Source organism: Streptomyces sp. NPDC058284 (genome assembly GCF_042881135.1).
Lineage (GTDB): Bacteria > Actinomycetota > Actinomycetes > Streptomycetales > Streptomycetaceae > Streptomyces.
The window spans coordinates 634,604-655,663 of sequence record NZ_JBHVYE010000001.1 but is presented as its reverse complement, the minus strand read 5'-3'; the positions used below and the strand labels follow the sequence as shown (position 1 = coordinate 655,663).

Here is a 21,060-nt window from a genome sequence, read left to right as displayed (position 1 = left end):
CGCTAATCGAGGGAGGCCTGCTTGTTGGGTTAGGGTCGTTCTCGGGTAGATCAAGCAGCCCGGGATGACAGCACGGCCCGGAACATTCCCGGTGCTACGTTTTCCACCTCGCCAAGTTGCTTCATACGGTTGAGGGTTTTCCCTACGGATGAGCGGACCGTCGCGTCCGCTCCCGGGCGCACCGCCGCCGCAATATCGGTGATGGACATTGCCTCTTGAGCGGCGCACAGGAGTATGAGGATCGCATCGCGCATGCTTCCGTTACGCGGTGGTCCCAGGGCCCGAGTGCCCATGCCCGCGCAGGCATCTTCGGACGAAGGATCCTCGCCGGCGACAGAAACTTCACACGGACCCTCCCGGGAAGGCTGGGCGGTTTCCGTGTCCTCGTCGGCGTCCGACGGCACTTCGCAGGCATCGGTGGGTTCGACGCCCTGGCACATCATCGCGTACACAGCTTCCAATGTCGCCAACTCGCCGCGCAGTGAAGTGATCAGCTCCTTCACGGCATGCCGGGCCTGGCCGATATAGACACCCTTGTCTAACGCAGGTGCGCTGGTCCGGTATCCCGCCATAGCGAACTCCTAAGGAAGGCCGCTGCCAGTGTAGGGACGGCACACTGTGGCACGCACGCAGTTCCTGTGAGGCGCTGTCAAACGGTCAGCAGTGTGCTCAAGCACGGCAAGTCCGGTCGGGGTTATCGCAGGACTCGACCTGTCTTGGTGCAGAGTTGGCTCGCCGGGTTCGAGCGATGCGGCACCGGAGCTGGGGGACGTGCCACGACAGAAACCTGACGTGTGGATTCTGTCGAAGCTCCCGGTCCCCGGGAACGTTTGAGCGCTACGGTTCCTTCATGGTGGATGGCAAGCATCTGTCGGCGACAGAGGCCTTGGGTTCGGCGACGAAGGCCCTGGATGTTCTAGTCCTGGCGTATGACCGGGGGGAAATCGGTGTTACCGAAACCGCCCGGGAGCTTGGTATCTCACGTTCCACCGCACACCGCATCCTGGTCACCCTGCAGCGCACGGGTTTCCTGCGTCACGATCCTGGCCAGCACGGATACTCAGCGGGGCCACAGCTCGTACGCATGGGGCTGGCCGCGATCGCACAGTTGGACGTCCGACGACAGGCGCGCAGATCCCTAGAGGAGCTCTCCGAGAAGCTGCAGGAGACGGTGTGCCTGTACTCCCTGGATGCGGCCGTCGTCCGACTACTCGACGGAGTCGAGTGCCGGCATGTCCTGCGCGTCAGCGTTCCGCTCGGACAGGAGTTCCCCGCCCACGTCACAGCGGCGGGCAAAGCCCTGCTTGCACTGCGCGACCCGGCAGATGTACGCGCGACACTTCCGGCCGCGCTCCCTGCCACGGCGGCAGGAAGCATCACTGAGTGGCCGCTGCTTGAGGTGGAGTTGGAGGAAGTCAGAGTCCGGGGATGGGCGGCAGACCTTGAGGAAAGTGCACACGACCTGCACGGCGTAAGCGTGGCCATCCGCAACCGCATCGGGGAACCGCTCGCCGCGATCTCCGTGTACGCACCCGCCGTACGTTTGCGTGAACAGGACATGCCAGCGGTTGCCACGGCCCTGCAGGAGACCGCCACCACGATCGCCAGGGCAGAATGACAGCGGGCGCCGAGGTGCCGGGATTCACGGCCCCAGCATGATCCGCCCGTCCGGGATCCACCCCTCCAGATATCCCGTCAACAGCACATCCACATCTGGCAGATCGCACCGTGTGCACAACTCCTGCCACTGCTCAGGCCCCGCCCAGTGTGTCGCTCCCCAGGGCAGATGCTCCGGCGGAGCACCAGCCCCAACGAGACGAAAGATGAACACGTGCGCCTCTCGACGGCTCCGGCCTATGGGCACAGGCACCTGAGCCCAACGGCATCCTTCAACGGCGCCCCCGTGCACCGGCATTGCGCCGACCGCATCGCGGAGTACGCGCACTGCCGCCTCACGGTAGGGCTCTGCGGCTCGGACCGATCCTGACGGGAGCACCCATCGGGGAGCAGCTCCAGGCAGGTCGTCTGCCACCAGGGCAAGCCGCCCGTCCGAGCTCAGCAACGCGACGAACACCACCCGCCGCATCCTGGCAGGCGGCACGGTAGGGCACCTCGAACTCTCGGCGGCGTCCAGGAAAGCAAGCACAGTCCAATCGTGACATGTGGCCGCTTAACCGGCCACTCGTGTCCTGGATCGACGGGAGTTTCATTTCTGAGCTTGCTGCGGTGAATGTGATCCGCGCCCGGGCAGCCCACAAGCCGCACGGATACCGCAATGACCGCTGCCTGAGAATTGTGCAGTCGGCCACTCTGGTGATGTCGCTGATCACCGAGCGCAGCTTCACTGCAGCGGGTCTGCCGCTACCTCGGGTGGCGGCAGATCTCGGGGAGCCGCGACGACTTCAGGAGTCGCTCAAGCGCCGGGACCGCGTCATGGTAGAGGGCCGGTCCTGACGCACCTGGCATGAGTCGGCGCAGGGCACGCGTCGCGATGTCGGCGAGCGTCGCACAGATGTCGGCGCCTATTGCGATATCCAGAGTGCCGGCAAGGTCCACTTCGCGATCGTCCCACTCGTCGATGCGCTCTGTGAGGAAGTCCACCGCCACGGACTGTCGGCGGGCAAGAAGTAGCAGCTCACAGGCGTGCATGGCGTCGCGGAGGTCGAAGCGGAGGCGGGCGGCGAGCCCCGACGGCCCGAGTCCCGGCTCCTGGCAGGTGATGACGAGTTCGTCAGCATCGCGGGTCTTGGCGATGATGCTCAGCTGCATGCCGCCGCGCACAAGCAGCTCCTCCGCCGCCTGCCGTTCGCGTTCGTCGTGAAGGGCGATCGACCACCACGGGAGCGGGCCCCATGTGCCGTGTGTTGTTTCATGCTCAAGGAAGGGGTAGAAGATCTGGTAGCGCTTCAGCAGATGCTTCTGGAAGGTGGCGAGGCAGCCGTCCTGGAAGTGCTCATCCTTGCTGCGCTCACGCAACAGCTCGTACTCGATGGCGCTCATGCCCTCCACGGCCAGCGCGATGCGTTCAAGCTGCTCCTGGATGATCTCCGCGGCCCGCACGAGAACCCCGCGGAACTCATCGCCCGACGGAGCCTGATCGAGGAGACGGCCCAGAGCGCGCTGCGCGACCTGGCAGCGTACGAGATCGCCGCCAAGGCTCACCAAGTGGCGGGCCTTGAGAGTGCTCCAGGGGCGGGTGGACATCCAGCTCTCCCAGGCCTGGTCGCCGCCACCACGCTGGGTCAGCACCATGGCTCCGGCATTGCCGACCCGGAAATCCGGCTCGGCCTTCAGCCTCTCCCACAGGTCGGGGTACCCCTCCAGCGGGAAAGCGGGCAGCGAGGAGTGCGCCGCGAGGACACGTGAGTCCGCTGTGTCCCACAATTCGCTCAGCTCCCGTTCCACACGCGAACGAGGCACAGTACGGCCCCGCTGGGCAGCCCAATATTCGATCAGCAGCATGTAGGTGCTCTCCGGACTCCAGGGGAGCAGGCCCAGGCCGTCGAGTACCACAGCGGTGTTGGCCAGTCCGTCGTGCTCGAACCCGAACTGTATCTTGCCGATGAGTTTGGTGAGTTCTTCGGTATCAGGGCCGGGCGCCGCGAATAGCGGGCTGGCGGCGAGCATTCCACGGATGTTCGATGTGTTCTCGCCCCGGGCGAGCTGGACGGCGACCCGCGCGACCAGCATGGAGCCGATGAGCCTGGGCTCGCCGAGGTCGTCGCGCAGGCGGTCCTTGCCCAGGGCCGGGACATCCCTCACGTGCCACAGCAGCCCCTCTTGGATCTCACGGAACCACTCTTCCCGCTGCGCCGTGAGCTCTCCGGACGTGCTGCGCGACATGCTTCTCCCCTGTTGGATGCGGCTGCTGAAATGCGGTGTTTTGGTCAAATGCCCATGACCGAGGCCCGGGCTACTGTCCTCCGCCAGCCGTCTTGGTGGCCCCACCGTGCTTGGTCACGCGCGGGCGGCATCGGATGCGTACGGCCCCGTGAGTGAACGCCGGGTCCGTGGCCTTGCTCGCCCACACGTATGCCTCGCCTGGCTGCAGTCGCGACATCTGGTCGGAACTGAGTGTGGAGAGTGCGGCGTTGGCCTTCTGCAGGTGCTTGAGCCACGCGGGGGAGGTGAACTTGTGCAGGATGACATGGTCGGAGAGTTCGATCAGTGAGATCGGGACCGAGGGTGGGTCCTGGCTGGCGACCAGGATGCTCATGCCCTTGTGGCGCATCTCTCGGACGGTCTCAACCAGCCCTGCCACTAGGTCCGGGCTGTCGATGTACTTGTGAGCCTCGTCGAACACGACGAGCTTGTTGAAGTGCTCGCCGCCGTCGCGGGCTTCCGCGAACAGCTGCATCAGGACGACGAACAGTCCGAGTGCCTCGTCCTTCTCGATGAACTCGTCGCGCAGGTCGACGATGATCAGCCGACCCGGCCGGACCAGGCTGGTCAGACGCGTTGTGTCGTCGATGTACTCGGCGGCGAGGTTGAGCCGTTCCTGCGCCAGCCGCTTCAGGTGATCGGGTAGTTCGGACTCCTCCACGCCCTGGCGGATGGCCGCCAGGTTCAGGTTGTCCCGGTGGGCTCGCATGATGCGAGTTAGCTGGCGGATGTAGACGGACTGGTTGCCGACCGCGCCCATGAGGAAGCGCCAGTGCGCGGCCTGCAGTTCGTTCGACGCGAAGGTGAGGGGCTGCACCTCGATACCTGGGTACTCGGAGCGCCGCTCTGCGAGCTGGGCCGCCGGCACGAGGAGCAGGACATCCTGGAGGGCTTTGGGCTGTGCCCCGTAGCGCTCCTTGAGCGCTCGGAGCTGCGTCTCGTCGTCGTTCGGATGCGCCATGGACGTGAACTCGGGCGCGTAATCCTGCGTCTGGCTGTAGTGGAAGACCACGGTCGCCAGCGGATGCGGTAGCTCGTTCACGGGGGGTGCCGGGAGGGAGGCCATTTCCATGATGCTGCCCAGGGTGTAACTCTTGCCGCCGCCCTGGACGCCGAACAGGCTGATGGTGTGCGTCTCATTGAGGTCGAGGGCGATGGTACGGCCGGCGATGTCACCGAGTACGCCGTACTGAGGGGACGGGCGCATGACGCCGAGGAACGCGTCCGGAACGAGTGAGGGAACTGCGCGGGGCACGTCGGTAGCCGGTGTGTCATGGGACGCCGTATAACTGACGACCGGCGGCGATGGCGCGGGCTCCGGCCTTGCCTGTGCCTGTGGCGACTCACTCAGCGTGGTCGACGGGGACGGCTGCTGAGGACCAGGAACGGTGTCCGTGGGGGCGGTTCCTGATGTCGCCTCCACAGCTTCTGGGTAGGCAGGTGTCTCTCGGTCCGCTGCCGGCGAGGCGGGTACGTCTTCGACCTCTGGCGCGCGGAACGCAGCGTCGGCAATCCGGGGGACCGTCAGATCGAGCCGAGACAGGGTGGCGGTTGGATCACCGCCGCTGCCATAGGGAGTGTCATCAGACGGTCCGAGGTCCTGAGGCTGCGGCTGGACCTTGTTCTGGACAGTCGGGATCGCGTCGATCAGTTCCTTGATCAGGTCGCGGCCGATGCGGTGGAACTCTATGGCGTGGTCGAGTTCCCGGTCGGTGCCCGACCGGGCGAGGTCGAAGACCAGTCCACTGCGGGTGAACTGCAGCGTATAGCCGTCGTCGAGGCGGTCCAGAAGGCGGTGTGCTGCCTCGTACGGGGCCTTGCCCATCGTGCCGTGACGGAAGGCACGTGTCAGGTAGAAGCGGAGCAAGGAGCTGAGCCCGAGGTTCTTCACACCGCGGTCGACACGGTCCGGAGTGCTGCGATGCGGGTCGAAGGCGGTCGCGAGAACGTCCTGGCTGCGCTCGAGCTGCTCGGCGACCTTCGCCTTGAGCTGCTGGTAGGCGCCGATGTTGTTCAGGGCTGTGTAGCACTTGACCTCGACCAGGCGGCAGGTGATCGTCCTGCGCCGGTCGTCGAGGTGAAACAGGGCCAGATCGCTGCGGCGGAAGGAGAGGGAGTCCCCCAGTTCTCGCACCTGGCGGCGTGCTTCGCGATACAGCTCTGGGTGTGCGTCCAAAGGGACGATGATTTGGTTGGTGAGGACACCCTGGTAGTCGAGGTAGAGCCGGGCGAGCGAGAGGCCGAGGACTTCCGTGCGCTGGGTGGGAGCGGCGGACGCCAGCTTGAAGGCCAGGTTCCCCGACAGCAGCCGCAACTGGTCGAAGAATGTGTAAAGGTGCCGCTGGTCGACATCCAGGTCGTGGTCCGCGGCGACTGGACCGAGCAAGGCGCGCAGTTCGTCCACGGACTTGGAGCTGACCATGATCTGGTGGCCCAGAGTTCCGCCTGCCTGCGGCACGTAGTCGATGACGTACTCGGGACGTCCGTCATCGCCGGAGTGGTCGAAGTACTCCAACCCCAAGGTCCGGTCGATGGTGACGACCCAGTCGCTGACTTGATGGGCCTGGTACAGCAGAGCTCGGTCCGCGGTTTCCAGGGCGAGCACGGCGCAGGGGACGTGTCGCAGTGCGCGGCCTGCGGTGGCAACACTCGCGGCGGCCGAGGCCATGAGCGCGGGGAGGTGGCCGAGAAGCGTGGTGAGGTCCTCGGCATCGTCCAGAACCGGTGCTTCGCCGTGCCGGGGGAACTTGCGCCACGCGACCTGCTGTTCGTTTTCCACGTACCGCGATGCCATCGCCTGCACCAGTCCGTGGACCGGCGCGTGCGCGATGTCCTCGTGCTGGGTTGAGCCGAGCTGTTCCCCGCCGAAGGCATCGATGAGAACGGTGAGGTGCGCGTCGAAGTCGCCAGGGTTGGCAGTGAACTCGTCCACCGACCGGACGGAGAAGGCCAGCTTCGCCTGGAACGCGCCCCCCGAAGGGTTGAGGAACGCCTCCGCCTCGGCGGCCGAGACCTGGGCCTCCGCGCGCAGCAGCTCAGCGAGCGCCTCTCCCGCCTCCGGCGCCTCCGGATCGCCAACACACAGACGCAGGTCGAAGCGGAGAGACCGCGTCACCTCCCGCCGTTGGAGCTCCAGCAGCATGTCGGCAAGCAGCTCACCGCGCCCCGCGTTCACCACGTTCATCACGAGGGTGTGGACATACGGATGCAGGCGCACATAGCGCTCCACGCGGTCTGCGAGATGCGTGCCCGACAGACCGGTGGACCCGGCACCGGTACCAGATGTAGCAGTCGGCAGTCGCAGTACCGAGGCCAGTTGGCCAAGCAGCCCGCGTGGGTCTTCCACCTCACTGGGCAGGTAGGCCCCCCAGTACGGAGTGAGGTTCTCCGCAGCCACCAGGAGGCGTCCGTCCTGCCGCGGCACCGCGAAGGGAAACCCTAGCGAGGACAGCTCGTCCATCAGCGAGCCGCGAGCGGCGATGACCTGGCGCCGGTCGGCGCCCGTCAGCCGCGTGATCCAGTCGGCTCCCAGGGCCGACCAGGTCGCCAGCCACAGGGCGCGTAGCGGGTGCGTAGGAGCCACTAGCAGGACGTGGTGGCGTTGTCCAAGCCCATCGGTGAGCGTCGCGGCCACGCAGTCGAACTGCAGGATCTGGGCGAGACGGACGAGAACTGACGCCCGCTCCGTGTCCCCGGCCCGCTCCAGGTGGTGCAGTTGCGCCGCGATGAGCTCGGTGTACGCCTGCGCGTACGCGGCGAGCTCTATGCGCACCGCCGAGAAGTCGACGGCCTCGGTGACCAGGAGACCCCCTTCCTCTGCCGCGTCGCTGGCGCCGCGGAGCGCGGAGAAATAGCCCCGCCTCGCCGCGAGGAAGGCGTCGAAGGCTTCGGCTGTCCTACCGGTCAGCGAGGCCACCAACCCGTCATCGGCATCGAGCACAGGATCTCCGGCACTCGCCGGTCCCAGGCTGAGCTGCCACAACCCCGGCCGGTCTGCCGCCCCGAGGATGCGCTGCTGAAGCACAGTGAGGGTGGGGGAGAGACGGATGTCCACCGTTCCGGCGGCGCTAACCCGGGCACTCAGCGTCCGTTGCTGGGCGCGGCCGGTGCCTGTCTTCCACCGGACTTCGCCGAGCGCGACACATGCCGGGTCGTCACCGTTCGCTAGCGCCTGGAACTGAAGGTCGCGCAGGGCCTGTACGACACCCTCGTACCGGCCGGCACTGCGCTCTGGTGGCTCCTCCGTCTCCGCATCGGGCACGACGTAGAACCGCTCGCTTTGCCCCCCTGGTAGACCGTCACTGGCCGACTCGACATCGAGAGGCTGTTCCTGGTCGTCGAGCGGTGTGACGGTGAGGTAGTGCCATCCCTCGTCCCAGTCGATCTTGGTGAGTTTGGGCAGCTTCGCTTTGTGTTCGGCCTTGGCAGCCTTCTTCACCGAGGTGCTGCGGCCGACCGGCCCGGACTTCTCCGACGCGATTTCCACACGGAACCGGGCGAGCCCCTCCACCTTGCGGGGGGCGGGGTCGACCGTGAAGTGGGCGAGGAGCTCGCTGACGCCCTTGGGGCCGGCCAGCAGATAAGGCTGGCCAGCAATGGCGGACAACGCGGGGTACGTGGCCAGATCGTCGGGCACGTCACCCGCGCGGGGCAATCCCAGTTCCTGCACATCGATGGAGATCGAGGCACGCTGGCGGTCGTCGAGGCGCCAGTTCCCGAAAGAAAGCGCCCAGTTCTCCCGGTCGACGACGATACGCCGCGTCCACGCGACGCGGTCCTCCAGCCCGCAGCGGGCCACGAATTCGGCCAGGCGGCCGGCGAATTCCGAGTCAATGAGCCCGAGTTCCAGCACCCGCTGTCGCTCCGAGTGGGCGGACTCGGTCAGCTTGTCGACGAGGTTGCGATTGCGGTCGGCTCGCTCCCGCACCTCGCCCGGTTGGGCAAACAGCTCGAAGTCCGGAACCAGGCCGAAATGGAAGACCGCAGCCCCGGCGGCCTGTTCTCCGTAGCCGTTGGCCTTGAGAGTGAGCAGGTACGCGGCACGGGCCCGTGCACTCGCGCGCTGGGGGGCCTCGCCCAGGAGCGCGAGCAGCTCCTCCACGCTTGGTCGCAGCGTGGCCGGCACCTCGTCTAGCAGCTGAGCGGCGAGGAGGTCGTAGCTGTCCCCGAGAGAGATCTCCTCGAAGGTCGCGACACCGAAGGAGTCCTCTGCGCTGGCCCTGAGCCCCGGCGGCACGAAGACGAGCAGAGGGCCGACGGCGCCGTCCGACTGAGGCTGCTCCGTGCGGTTGCGCAGCTCGACCAGCTTGGTGCTGGTCACCGTGACATCCCGCAGCTCGCTGCCTTCCTCGGTGTCCCGTGTCGGCCCCAGCAGACACACCTCGGCTCCTGCGCCGTTGGCGCTCCTGAGCCTGCGCACCAGACGCGCCGCGAGGGCGGCGTCCACTTCGGTCACCCGCATGCAGTGGCCCGCGTCGCGCGAGGCGAGCAGAGAGGTGAGCCGGGGCACCAGCACGCCCTCCAGCGCATCGCGCAGATCTGCGGTGCTCGGCTCGGTCAGTCCCACAGTGCTCACCGGACCACCTCCGCGTTGGGCGTCGTACCCATGGAGTAGCGAGGAGTGATGGTCTGCGTCAGATAGGCGTCCGACATGTCCTGGTAGTAGCCGATCTCGCGGAGGCGATGGGTGAAAGCGGTGGAGTTCGCTCGCAGCGCGACCTGGTCGTCGAGGTCGGCGCCCGTGAAGCCGTCCGAATCGGGCAGCTGGTCGACGTAAAGGCCATAGCGCTCGCGCAGCACGGCGAGGAACTCGTCGATGCGCATGGGTGAGGTCGACAGATTCCCGTCAGACCCAGGGCGCAGCAGCGAAATCTGCAGCAGAATCTCCAGCAGCCGTGCGTCGAGGACGAAGCGGCGCTCGCCTCGGGTGCCACGAGGCTGGGCCAGCAGTGCGCCGGGCCGGTTCTTTAGTAGCAGGGAGTCCAGGCAGTCGACGATGTATCCGCGGTGGTAGCGGCCCTTGTAGTGCAGCAGCATCTCGATGTATTCGTCGAACGGACTCAGGCCCAGGTCCGCGATCTGCCGTACCGCGGCGGGCGGGTCGGTCTCGTCGTCCAGCACCCCGTTCACGCGCTGGTCGAAGAAGTTGTCCCGCTCGCTCTTGTACCCCTTGCCCAGCAAGGTCAGGACTTCGGCGGCCGAGAAGTAGGGACGGCCCTGGGGGGCGGTGAGTTTGCGGCGCTTGGTCATCAGGTGCTCGGCGAACTCGTCCAGCTTCTTCACCTCGAACGTGGCTTTGACGAACCGCTGGATGCGGCCATACCACACGCTGGCGCTGTGCTCCGCGAGAAGGGCAGCCGGGGTGCCGGGGACACCCTCGACGTCCACGAAGAGGTGGACGCGGTAGGGGCATTGATGGGCCGCATCCGCTCCCTTGTGCCCACTCGCACACGAGATGTCCACGCTGCCGGCGGCCACCGCTCTTGGCAGCAGTTTGATCATCCGCAGGTGGTAAAGCGCCAGATGGAAGGCGAAGAGGATCTTCAAGTACTCCACCAGGACCGTGCGCGGCATGTGCTCCTGGTGGTAGAGCAGCCGCATGACGTCCTCCGCGAGCAGCCGCGCGGGCTCCCGGCATAGCAGCGGATAGGGCCTGCGGGGCTTGCTCGTGTCCGGCCGGTCCTCGACCTTGCCGTACGCCTTGCTCACCAAGTGCAGCAGAGCCTGCGTCTCCACGTCAGTGTCAGGACCCGGCTTGATCGCACCGGTGGTCCGGTCCACGTCAGAGAAGAAGAACGACCGCAGCTCCTGCAGCGCACTCGGCGTCTCGGCGAGCATCTCGTAGAGCTGCTCATCGGCCCCGTACGGACGGGACTTGCGGCTGTTGCGGAAGCGGTAGGTGAAGCCGTGCAGTGGGCGGGGGCCCGCCACTGCCTCGTTCACCCGGCCCCGGTTAACCAGATCCATCAGGTGTGTGTTCACCCAGCGGGTCGTCGAGTCCCGGTCGAAGCCCTCGAAGACATCGGGGTTGGCCAGGAAGAGGTCCACGAAGTCGTCGACGGTGAGATCTCCGGCGCGACTGAGCTTGCTCGGCAGACCGCGATGCCACAAGCGGGCCAGGAAAGCGGTCAGGACCCGGTCCATGTGGAGTGTCTTGTAGTCGACACGGCTCACCCCGGGATGGTGGAACTTGCTGTGCACGCTGGTCAGCGCCATGTCTCCTCCTCGTCCCCGTCACCGGACACGGCGGACAGGTCCTCCATGTGCAGCGCGTGATCCGGTGTGCGGTGGACCCGGCGCAGATCGTGTCCGTGGGCGGTGAGCAACACTTCCTGGTACGGCACTGAGGCGAGCCGATTCTTGAACACGGCGAGGGCCAGCTGCTGCCCCTGCACGTCGGCGACGCCCGGCCGGTACCCCTGGGCGAAGCGCTGCAGCAGCTCGAACAGGTCGAGCCCGATGGCCAGCTCAGCCTCTGTCCCTTGCTGCCCGTCAGGAGCCTGGTAGCGCAGTCGTAGTGCCGTTCGGCTGCCTTCGACGTATACGGAGGCGGGGGCCTCCCCGGGCTCCAGGGTGAAGCCCGCCGCGGGGAACAGCCGGAAGCTGCGTACCGTGCCGTGCGGCACGTCCCGAAGCTTCAACGCCATGGCCTCACCGATCCGGTCCGGCGCAGCCAGTCCCTCTCCCCGGTTGAGCGCGTACAGCAACTCGTCGCGGGCTGCGGCGGCGGCCGTCGGGGAGGCGAGCAGAGAAAGAAATCCCAGCGCGGAGGGGTAGGGCAGCATGCGCTCGGCACGCGCGTCGTCCCGGAGCTCGAAGTAGAGCAGCCGCCGGGCCGCGCCCAGATGGCGGCGATGGGCGAGGACGTCCGCCGACAGCGCGGAGGTGGACCACGCCAGCATGGCGAACTGCGCCGCGATCAGCTGCCTGTCCCGATCGGAGCGGCCGTCGATGGCCACCAAAGCGCGGTCGTCAATGAGCCCGGTGTAGTCGAGCCGCCGGTCCAGCTGTGGCTGGGGCGGAGCGGCAACGTCCGTCTCCCGAAGCAGCCTCAGCAGCCGGTCTTGCTCTCTGGGTAGTCCGGTCGGAGCCGGTGGGGTGCCCAGGTAGGCAGAGAAGTAGTAGCTGTCGAGCAGGGGTTGCGCTTCGTCCGCCGTGTGCACTGCGTGGATCTCCGCGCAGTCCCGTCCCGAGGTGAGCGTGTAGGCGAGAGCGGAACGCAGATCGCGCAGGGTGATGTGGAGCCGACCGCGCAGTTGGGTTAGCTCGTAGACCCTGCGCAGTCGGCGCTTGACCTGTGGACCCGCGTCAGGGTGGCGGAACGTCTGGGCATTGTGGCGCGCGTAGCAGGTATTGGCGATGTCGCAGGACGCGCACCCCTCCCAGAAACGCTCATGCGTCATGCGGTCCAGCATCCGCTCCAGAATCGACTCGCCGTCGACAGGATCGCCTTCCTCGTCCGCCGGGCGGGCGGTCACGTCACGCGCGTTGAGGTTGACCACGGCGACCGCGTCATCGGTTTCCCCGCCCGTCAGGCCGATGTTGACCAGCTTGGACAGAAGGGGGAAGCGCTCGTGGTGGTCGCTGAGGAAGTCCACCAGGCGTCCCTCGTTCACCGCGATCAGGCGAGTTTCCCCCTGCCCCGCCCAGCCGGTGGCGTCCTCGCCGGCGTACGGTGCGAAGAAGTCCTCCAGTACGTCGTCGCTGTCGGCATCGGCCTCGTCCTGGCTGCCGTCGTGGTTGGTCCGGAAGCGATGTCCGTCGAGCGTGAAATCACTGCCGTTGAGGCGATCGGGTCCGAACCGGGCGTCTAGTTTGCGCGCCTGGGCCTCGAAGCTCTCCAAGAACGCGGTTTTCCCATCGCCCGCGTTACCGGTGACGATGACCAGCGCGTGCTTTCCCGCCCGCAGAGCAGGGACCAGCGCGCGGTCCAGGGCCGTCTCGACGTACACCTGCATGCCCTGAGGGTCGAGGCCACGGGTGCCGCGGTTGCTGCGGTGGCTCTGGCTGTAGAGCGTCTGCAAGTGGGCCACGTACGGGTTGGTGTTGGGCGCCGGTTCGGCAGCCGGGGCGGCCGGGGACGCGCTGGCAGGGCCGGCTTCCTCGGGCTGGGGGGACTGAGGCACAGGCACGCGGGCGGCTCCCAGAGCCTCCAGCGCGGAGAGCAGTTCCTCGGCCGAGCTGAAGCGCTCCGCGCGGTATGGCGAGACAGCCCTCAGCAGGATGCCCACCAGCCCAGGCGAAAGATCGCCGAAACCGCTGAAGATGGTGCGCGGATCAAGGGCCTGCATGCCGGGCGGCGGCTGACCCGCGTCCCCCCACGGGTACTGCCCGCCAGTGAGAGCCTCGTACATCGTGACGCCCAGGGCGAACAGATCACGATCGGCGAAACCGCTGCCGTCGGCAGGCACCTCATCCAGGTCGGGCGGGGTATAGCGGGGACTGGTGTGCGTATGTCCCTCGGAGGAGTCCGCGGTCTTGGAGATGCCGAAGTCGATGAGCTTGACGCCGTCATCGGTCCACAGCAGATTGCTCGGCTTGATGTCGCAGTGCCACACCCCGAGCCTGTGGATGTGCGCGAGCCCCCGGGCCGTATCGGTTCCGAGGCGCAGTACGTCGGCCGGGCCGAGCCGACCGTCGCGGATCACCTCGCTGACGTCCCGGCCTTCGACGAATTCGAAGACGAGATACGGATAGTTGTCCGGAGGCAGTAACCGGTCGGCGTCCACCATCGCCACCACATTGGGGTGCGGGGCGCTGGTCAGACGCTCCAGAACGCTCGCCTCTCGGCGCAGCCGCTCCAGCGGCGAGTCCCGGTCGTGCAGGACCAGCTTCACCGCCCGGTCGACGTTCCTTATCGTGTCGTAAACCCGGTAGGCCACACCGAAGGAACCGGGGCGGCCCAGCCGATTGCGCACGATGTACTTCGTGCCGAGCTGGAAGTCGGCGGCCAGGTTCTTGAAGAACGAGGGGTCGCGGGGCCCGTCGGCAGCTGCCGCGGGTTCCGGTGGCGGAGTGCCGGGCGGCGCAGCCTGCCCCGCGGAGCTCAGACGTTTCCGAGGGGCACGCTGCGCGCCCACCGCGAGATCCAGTCTGCGCAGAGCTTCGACAGCTGCCGGGCGCTCTCTGGGATCCGTGGCGCACAACGTCTGCAACCAGTGCGCCAGCTCGGTACGAACACCGGCGGCTTCGAGCTCACTGGCGGGCAGCTGGCCGCCCGCACTGGCCTGCTCCGTGGCGGAGGAGAACGGCACATGGCCCGTGAGCAACTCAAAGCCGATGACGCCTACGGCGTAGATATCCGCGGGTTCGAGCATCCGTCTTGGATCGGCATGGCACTCAGGCGCCAGGTATGCCGCCTCGGCAGCGGCACGCGCCTGGTGCATAACGGTGTGGCCGCGCTGCTGCGCCGTCTTCGCGTAGTCGAAGCCCGTGAGCACGGCCCGGCCGTCCTGCGTGATCAGGACGGTGGACGGGCTGAGCTCGCGGTGCGCGATGCGGCGGCTGTGCGCATGGGCCAGGCCGAGGAGGATGTGACGGATGGTCCGCAGCTTCGCGTCCGCGGTGAGAGGATCGTCGGCCGCCTCACCCAGATGAAGCCGCAGCGCATGGCCCGGAACATCGTCGTAGACTGTGACGTACGCGCTCTCGTCATCCAGCGCGAAGAAGTCCCGCACCCCGACGATATGCGGGTGGGGAGGCAGCTTGCCAAGTGCTTCGTACGCGATCCCGATCTGCTTCTGCCGCGTCATCCGCTCCGCGGCGGGAGCGTACGGGTCAGCGGCGCGTACCGACAACCGCACCGTGCCCGAACCCTGCACCGCGAGGGCGTTCTTCGCCCGGTACTCGTCCAGTACGTCAATGCCGGGAGCGCGCTGGGACTCGCTGAGCCGCTCGATCACCTCCCAGCTCCCGAAGCGGAGCGGGCCGGACGGGGCACGGGAGCTGCCCTGGACAGTGTCGACGATGGTCGCGTGGTGCGCTGAGATTTCGGCGTCCACAGGACGGGTCGCCACAGGGACGCGGCCGGCGTCGGCTAGACGACCGATTAGCTCGGGCAGCGTCACGGTCACCTTGAGGTCCCGCTGGTCCGGCGTGTGATCGACCAGTACTGCGTCAGGGGCCGACAGCACGACGAGCGCGTCCGTGTAGACACGGGCCAGTTGTGGGTGCGCGTTCTCCAGGATGCTTTTCAGCTTCTTGGCGTGGCCGCGCAGTTTGGGCAACGGGCTCCTGAACGGCGCACGTCTCGCAGGATGCCACCGGCTTCCCTCGACCTCGATGCGGCCCCGGGTGCCCTTGACGTCGATGACGTACACGGCGTGCCCGGTGACCACGACGAGATCGACCTCGAACAGCTCGTCTCGCTGCGGGATTTCGACGGAGTGAAGGACCGTCCAGTCGTCCGGGCCCTGATCGCGCAGATGCGCGATCACCCGCCGCTCGGCATCGTTGACGGCCTCCCCAATGGCAACGATCCTTGCACCCATCAGGCAGCGGCCTCCTCGATGGCTTCGGTCAGCAGGGCCAGTGCCTGGTCTTCGAGGATCTCGGCGCGGTCGCGGTTGCGGTAGGCACGGCGGACTGTTTCGGTGATGCGGTGGCGGTCTTCGGGAGCGGCGAGCGGGATAGGAAGTTCGCGCAGGAGCCGGGAGTGGTATTCCTGCTGCTTCCCCCCCACGCTCATGGATCGAAGGATCCGGAACATGGCATCTGAGCGGAACAATGCGAATAGATACGCGCCCGTCACTTCTTCGTCTCCGCTCAGAACGCGGACGAAGTCCTGGCTGAACGCATTGTCCAACCAGCTCCCTGTGACCAGTATCGAGCGAGCGTAGACCTCGTTCTCCCCCAGGGTTCCGTGGGCTGCTACGAGAACTGTTTCATCCTGCTGCAGAATGTCGTTAGGAGCCTGGGCAGCACTGATCCAACGCCCTTCGGGGCGGATCCAAAACGCCTGGCGTTGCCCAACGAGCCGCACGCCATGCGTGGGATCGGTGTCAATGCGCTTGAAGCGGGCGCCAGTCCTGAGCGTGCCGCCCGCGCAGATTTCGCCCAATGTCTTGCCTGGCACCGAGGCCAACTTGTCAATGAGTCGCAAAGCCCGTGGAGCGAAGTTGAGCGCCCGCAGGGTGGCCGGCCCAACCCCGTCCACCTCGAACCCGAGGTCCCGCTCCTGCTGATGCCAGCGAATATCGATCAGCTCAGGCAGGTCGACGCTCCTGAAGAAGTCCTCCGTTGCAGCCACGAGTCCAGCCTGGAAGCGTGCGCGCAGGCGGGCACTGGTCTCCACCATGCGGTGGATCCGCTCTTCCAGCTTCGCGTCAAACCGCGGTACGGGCAGGTCGGCAATGTGGTGGGGCTCGATGTGCTGGATGATCGCGCCGTATGCCGAGCTCGCGATCATCGGGACGCCGAACTTACTGCGCAGGAAGGTGTAGAGGTAGCCGGACAGGATCCGCTCGGTGTTCGCTGCCACTTTCATAACGTGCTGGGAAGACCAAATGCCTGCCATGTCCGGGCGTGCGTAAGCCATCCGCCCAATCGTTCCTGAGCACGAGATTAGCGTCATGCCTGGCTTGACTTCGAGGTACGGAAACTTGTCCGCGACCTTCGTACTCAGCCGGGGCAGGAAGCTGAAGTCTGCTTCCATCATATCGGTGCTACCTAGGAAAGGAACGGTGTACTTCGGGTCGTCTAGGTAAACCCTGCTGAATTTAGGGCCGTTAAAAATTCCCGCATTGTGCCCCGCCGTCACGTTGTTCAGGTGCACTGTATTCGGAAACCGCTCCAACAGTTTCCGAGCCTCCAATGCCCCTGACAAATAGGGCGCCGAATCTAGTCGGAACCCCTGGTCGGCGAGCCAATCCGACGTGACCGGGTGGGACAGGCTGACGAGCTTCACGAGGTGTACTCCGGGGGGAACCAGGTGCGGAGGGTGGTCTGTAGGTGCTGGAACGCGGGATCGGTGCAGCCCTTAGCGGACAGCGCTGCGACCCGTTTGAACACGGCGTTGGACTTGTCCGCGCGGTACTGCTTGCTCTTCCGCAGGAACTGCAGCGCCTCTTTGGGATCGGTCGGTTTGGCCTGCCCTGGAGGCCAGGAGGCGGGCCCCATGGCGGGCAACAGCTCCCGGACCGGTGTGCTGCGGTGCTGCCGGGGGAGATTCAGGACTTTCCCAAGCTCGGGGTGATCGCGCCAGAACCACACTTCCAGTTCGGGGTCGAGGACGATCACGGCAGAGTTCTTCCACACCCCGTCGAGCTGTTCTTCGACCTCTGCCCGGATCGCGTCCGCGCCGGGGCTGCCCTTCCAATCAGCATCGACAAGTACGACGGCGTATGACTCGTCGCGCTCGTACGGTCGCAGCAGCTCCCGCGCTGTGTTGTAGACGCCCGGATCCTTGGTCGGGGCAACGACTGTCTTGTACGCGAAGGGGGCACAACCGAGCCGTGTGGGGAACTGATCCCGACCGAAGAAGCCAAGCAGCATCTGTTCCATGGCCCCGTCGGCCAGCAGAAAGATGACCCGTCGTTCCGTCGTCAACTCAGTACCCCCGCCGCGAAGAGCGTGCCGATGTCGAGTGTCCCCTGCCAGTCCTTGAGCTGCGGATGCTGATCACCCCGGACAACGGTGACCTGTCCGTCACCGTTGAGGCGGGCGGCGAGCACGTCACTGAGCTCGACATGGGCAAGAACCAATGGCGAATGAGTGGACACCCACACCTGGGTGTCGTACATCGATGCCAGCGACTGGACGACGGTCTCGATCGCCCGTGGGTGGATGCCGTTCTCAGGTTCTTCGGTGACGAGTATCCGGGGAGGCTCGGGAAGGTATGGCAACAGCGTCAGTGCCAGCACCCGTAGGGTGCCATCGGACAGGCCGCTGCTGGTGACGTGGTGGCCGCCCTGGTACTGGACGTCGAAGTAGGCGTAGCGATCGTCGTCGCGTACGCGCACATCCACCGTGTCGATCTGGGACAGCGCGGTCTGGACGTGCTCTACCCATGCCTGGTAGCTGTCCGGATCCTGTTCCTGCAGGCTGAGCACCAGCCACGGGACGTTGCGGCCATCACCCCGCAGCGGCAGCAGGCGGTCGCCGGGAGGGGATGCCTTGCGTAGTACTCCCCAGTCGGGGGCGTATGAGACGGCGTTCTGCTGGACCAGCTCGATGAACCAGAGGGCCGCGGGGTACTGGTCGCGGTCTTGAGGGAGTGTCGCCAGAGCGAGCTGCTCCGCGGGGACACGCCTGGTGGTGCCTTGCGCCTTGCGGGGCAGCTCCGAGCGGAAGTACGGGTCGTCACCGCGCTCGCGCCGGACGACGTAACGCCAATCGCGGTGCGCCGGCATCCGGTTTCCGCCAGTAGGCCGTCCCTGCAGGGTGCTGCCGAGAAGCGGCCGGTTGCGATGCTCGTTGAACAGGAACAGGTACTCTTCGGCGACCTGGAGCGTGTCGTTGAAGATCTCCAGGCTAACCTCGTACCGCAGGTGAGTCGGGGGGTGCGGGCTGGCCGTCTCCGCCGCGAACTCCCGGGCGAGCTCGTCGGGCAGCTGTGCCTCCACCGTGAGCGTGAAGGTATCGCCACGGTTGCAGTGCACCAGCTCCCGGAGCGTGTGCGCGCGGGGGACCGCCGCATTGTCCTGCGGCACGAGGAACGCGTCGGCCACGGTCTGCCGTGGTCGCAGTAGATCGCCAAGCAGGCCCGGGATGTCCAGCAGGGTCGTCTTGCCGGCACCATTGGGCCCGGCGAGCACCTGAAACTGGCCGAGCTCCACAGCCAGCGCACGGAAGCAGCGGTACTGGTACGCCTCGATTCTAGTGATCATGCTGGGCCGCCGGTGGAAGCTGCGCGGGGGTCGACCCCTGGCATGGGGTACTTCGCGCGGAACTCCCGGTACTTCTCAGCGATGACCGGCAGGTCGTTGTCGACGACCGGCCGGCTCCGCTTCAGCTCCCGGATTTCGTCCTTTCCGTTGATCCTGATCCGCTCGCGCTCGACCGTCGCCTCCATCACCACGTCACCGTTCGGGTGTCGCTTGTACAGCTCATTGCCGCGCCGATCGAAGCCCACCTTCTCGGCGACGGCCATGAACACCGGGTAGGGCATCTCGGTGCCGATGCGATGGTTGCGCACCTCTTGGGCGGTCTTCTTCTTCAGGAAAAGTAGCGTGGTCAGGATGTTGACGTTGGCGTCGACGATGAAGGTCTCCACCGGCAGTTCGACGCTGGCAAGAACCCAGCACTGCTCCAGGATGTAACGGCGAATAGCTTCGGTAGTGGGGCCAGGGTTGGACAGAACGCCGTTGGGCAGGACGATGCCGATACGGCCACCGGGTTTGACCCACTCAATGGCCCGCTGAATGAACAGCTCCTCGGGAGCCATGCTCGTCGGCTTGCTGATGCTCTCCACGAGCTCGCCGGTGACCCTGTCTCGCCCCCAGGACTTGGCGACGCCATCGCGGAACGAGCCCAGTACCGACTCGTCGCTGATCGGGATGTCCGCGCCGAAGGGCGGGTTGGTGAGTAGCACGTCCACAGTCTCACCGAGCGGGATCTTCGCCTTCGCGGGCTCCACACCCGACAGATGCCCTCGCGGGAAGGCCAAGGAGTCCATGTGGAAGACGTTCCCTGTGGTGTCCGCCAGGGTCATGATGTTCATAGTGGTGGCGCGCACCAAGAACGGATCGAAGTCCGAACCGAACAGGTGCTTGTCGGCGTAGGCGCGGAGCTTGTCCCGGTAGCGTTCCTGCTGCTCAGGGCTGTCCGGGAAGCCGTACGTTCCGTCTTCCCTCTGCCAGGTGTGGTGCAGGTGGTCGAGTGTGGCCTGAAGGAAGCCGCCAGTGCCGCAGGTCGGGTCGAGGACAGTCTCGTCCTCCTTCGGGTCGAGGATCTCCACCATCAGCCGAACGGCGCCGCGCGGAGTGAAGTACTGGCCTCGGTCCCCGCGGAGGTTGGTGCCGACCAGCTCCTGGTAGGCGATGCCCTTGGCGTCGACGTCGGTGCCGCCGAGGTCATAGGGGGCAAGCTCGCTCACGATGAACGCCAGGGCCCGGTCGGAGAGCGTGATCTCATCCGTCTGCTTGAAAATGTTCAGCGGCGCGTACTCGGCTTTGACTTCCTCGAAGAGACTCTCGATCCGCTTGCGGATGGCGGCCCGGCCTTCGTCGGAGAACGGCTCTGTCATGTCCGTCCGGAACCGGGCGCGGCCCGTTCCGCGGCTCTTGCGCTCGTCGTACATCTTGGCGAAGAGCAGGTAGAGGAACTGCCAGAATGCGGCGTCCTTCGGCATGCCTTCATTGCCGTGAATGTAGTTGTGGCAGCGACGGAAAGTCGTCTTGAGCATCTCCGGCTCGGCTCGACGCAGCCGCTGATGGGAGACGACCGTACGGCTACCGACGCTCTCGGGCGCGACGTCCCAGTCGCTGCGGTCCTCATACGTCGCGCCGAACGTGTTAACGATCTTTTTGAGAAAGAAGAAGTCGACTCCGTCAGTCCACATGCCGTCGGTGCACTGCGGGCGATCCTCGGCGCCGAGCAGATCCTTTAGCTCCTGAAGATCCTTCTGCGCCTGGGCGGGCTCACGGAGTTTCACCACATTCTTGCCGCGCTTGGGCCCCGGCTTGCAGACCACGACCCGCCGGAGGTTCTCCTCGGAGCGTTCGGACGGCTTTGTGCCGTGCACGAAGATCGCGATGTCGGCTTTCTTCTTCCGGGCGCGGGCTCCGTCTGTACTGACCGTAATGGGAAAGTCCGCTGCCATGTCGCCCGGGGAGATTCCGTGCTCGTGGAACAGGGCACGGGCGATGCGCTGGCGGACCCTCTCCTTCGGGGTGTCCTTGACGGGAGTGTTGGTGATGTAGTCGACGATCTGGCCCTCGCCGAGCGTGGTGACCTGGGGCTGGGGCGCCGCCTCCGGGGATGCCTCCGGTTCCGCGGGACGCGGGTTGTCCAGGTCCAAGGTCAGTTCCTCCATCAAGGTCCACTCATCTCTGTGTATCAGGGCTCGTACGGCGAACGGAAGCCAGTGACCGATCCCGCTCCACCAGCGATTTTACGGCCGTGAAAGCGGGCAGGTCCCGCCCTTCAGGACGAGGGGTGAGCCTACTCCGCACCACCGACAATCGTCCGCCGAGCGTGAAGAGCGGGACGCGGCGTGTGCTACGCGGCTTGCAGGGGATG

11 protein-coding genes are annotated in these 21,060 nt (G+C 66.2%); 1 reads left to right on the top strand and 10 read right to left on the bottom strand.

Annotated features, from left to right (window positions below):
• Positions 1 to 50: 50 nt before the first annotated feature.
• The gene (locus ACFVYR_RS02505; protein ID WP_384247762.1) at positions 51 to 572 is read right to left on the bottom strand and encodes a hypothetical protein; all 522 of its coding nucleotides are present in this window, start codon (positions 570 to 572) and stop codon (positions 51 to 53) included.
• 278 nt (positions 573 to 850) lie between these two features.
• On the opposite strand from ACFVYR_RS02505, the gene ACFVYR_RS02500 reads away from it, so the two are divergent.
• Positions 851 to 1,618: an IclR family transcriptional regulator gene (locus tag ACFVYR_RS02500; protein ID WP_384247761.1), complete on the top strand. Its 768-nt coding sequence runs from the start codon at positions 851 to 853 to the stop codon at positions 1,616 to 1,618.
• Between the two features lie 24 nt (positions 1,619 to 1,642).
• Here ACFVYR_RS02500 and ACFVYR_RS02495 read toward each other — a convergent pair whose 3' ends face one another.
• The 9 genes from ACFVYR_RS02495 to ACFVYR_RS02455 form a co-directional block, all read right to left on the bottom strand.
• Positions 1,643 to 2,086 (bottom strand): NUDIX domain-containing protein, encoded by a 444-nt coding sequence (locus tag ACFVYR_RS02495; protein WP_384248020.1) that lies wholly within the window; start codon positions 2,084 to 2,086, stop codon positions 1,643 to 1,645.
• A gap of 275 nt (positions 2,087 to 2,361) precedes the next feature.
• Positions 2,362 to 3,843: a hypothetical protein gene (locus ACFVYR_RS02490; protein WP_384247759.1), complete on the bottom strand. Its 1,482-nt coding sequence runs from the start codon at positions 3,841 to 3,843 to the stop codon at positions 2,362 to 2,364.
• Positions 3,844 to 3,913: 70 nt separating this feature from the next.
• Positions 3,914 to 9,448, bottom strand: a complete 5,535-nt coding sequence (locus ACFVYR_RS02485) for a hypothetical protein (protein WP_384247757.1) — start codon at positions 9,446 to 9,448, stop codon at positions 3,914 to 3,916.
• A 5-nt stretch (positions 9,449 to 9,453) separates the two neighbouring features.
• The gene (locus tag ACFVYR_RS02480; protein WP_384247756.1) at positions 9,454 to 11,097 is read right to left on the bottom strand and encodes a hypothetical protein; all 1,644 of its coding nucleotides are present in this window, start codon (positions 11,095 to 11,097) and stop codon (positions 9,454 to 9,456) included.
• Complete coding sequence (locus ACFVYR_RS02475) at positions 11,088 to 15,371, bottom strand: protein kinase (RefSeq protein ID WP_384247755.1); 4,284 nt, start codon at positions 15,369 to 15,371, stop codon at positions 11,088 to 11,090. Before ACFVYR_RS02475 ends, ACFVYR_RS02480 begins: the two co-directional genes overlap by 10 nt.
• A complete protein-coding gene (locus tag ACFVYR_RS02470; protein ID WP_384247753.1) occupies positions 15,371 to 16,786 on the bottom strand; it encodes a restriction endonuclease subunit S in 1,416 nt (471 codons plus the stop codon). The genes ACFVYR_RS02475 and ACFVYR_RS02470 overlap by 1 nt, the downstream gene beginning before the upstream one ends.
• Positions 16,783 to 17,427, bottom strand: a complete 645-nt coding sequence (locus tag ACFVYR_RS02465) for a hypothetical protein (protein ID WP_384247752.1) — start codon at positions 17,425 to 17,427, stop codon at positions 16,783 to 16,785. Before ACFVYR_RS02465 ends, ACFVYR_RS02470 begins: the two co-directional genes overlap by 4 nt.
• The gene (locus tag ACFVYR_RS02460) at positions 17,424 to 18,707 is read right to left on the bottom strand and encodes an AAA family ATPase (RefSeq protein ID WP_384247751.1); all 1,284 of its coding nucleotides are present in this window, start codon (positions 18,705 to 18,707) and stop codon (positions 17,424 to 17,426) included. Before ACFVYR_RS02460 ends, ACFVYR_RS02465 begins: the two co-directional genes overlap by 4 nt.
• Positions 18,704 to 20,854 carry a restriction endonuclease subunit M gene (locus tag ACFVYR_RS02455; RefSeq protein ID WP_384247749.1) on the bottom strand — a complete coding sequence of 717 codons (2,151 nt, stop codon included), beginning with the start codon at positions 20,852 to 20,854 and terminating at the stop codon, positions 18,704 to 18,706. Before ACFVYR_RS02455 ends, ACFVYR_RS02460 begins: the two co-directional genes overlap by 4 nt.
• Between the last annotated feature and the right edge of the window lie 206 nt (positions 20,855 to 21,060).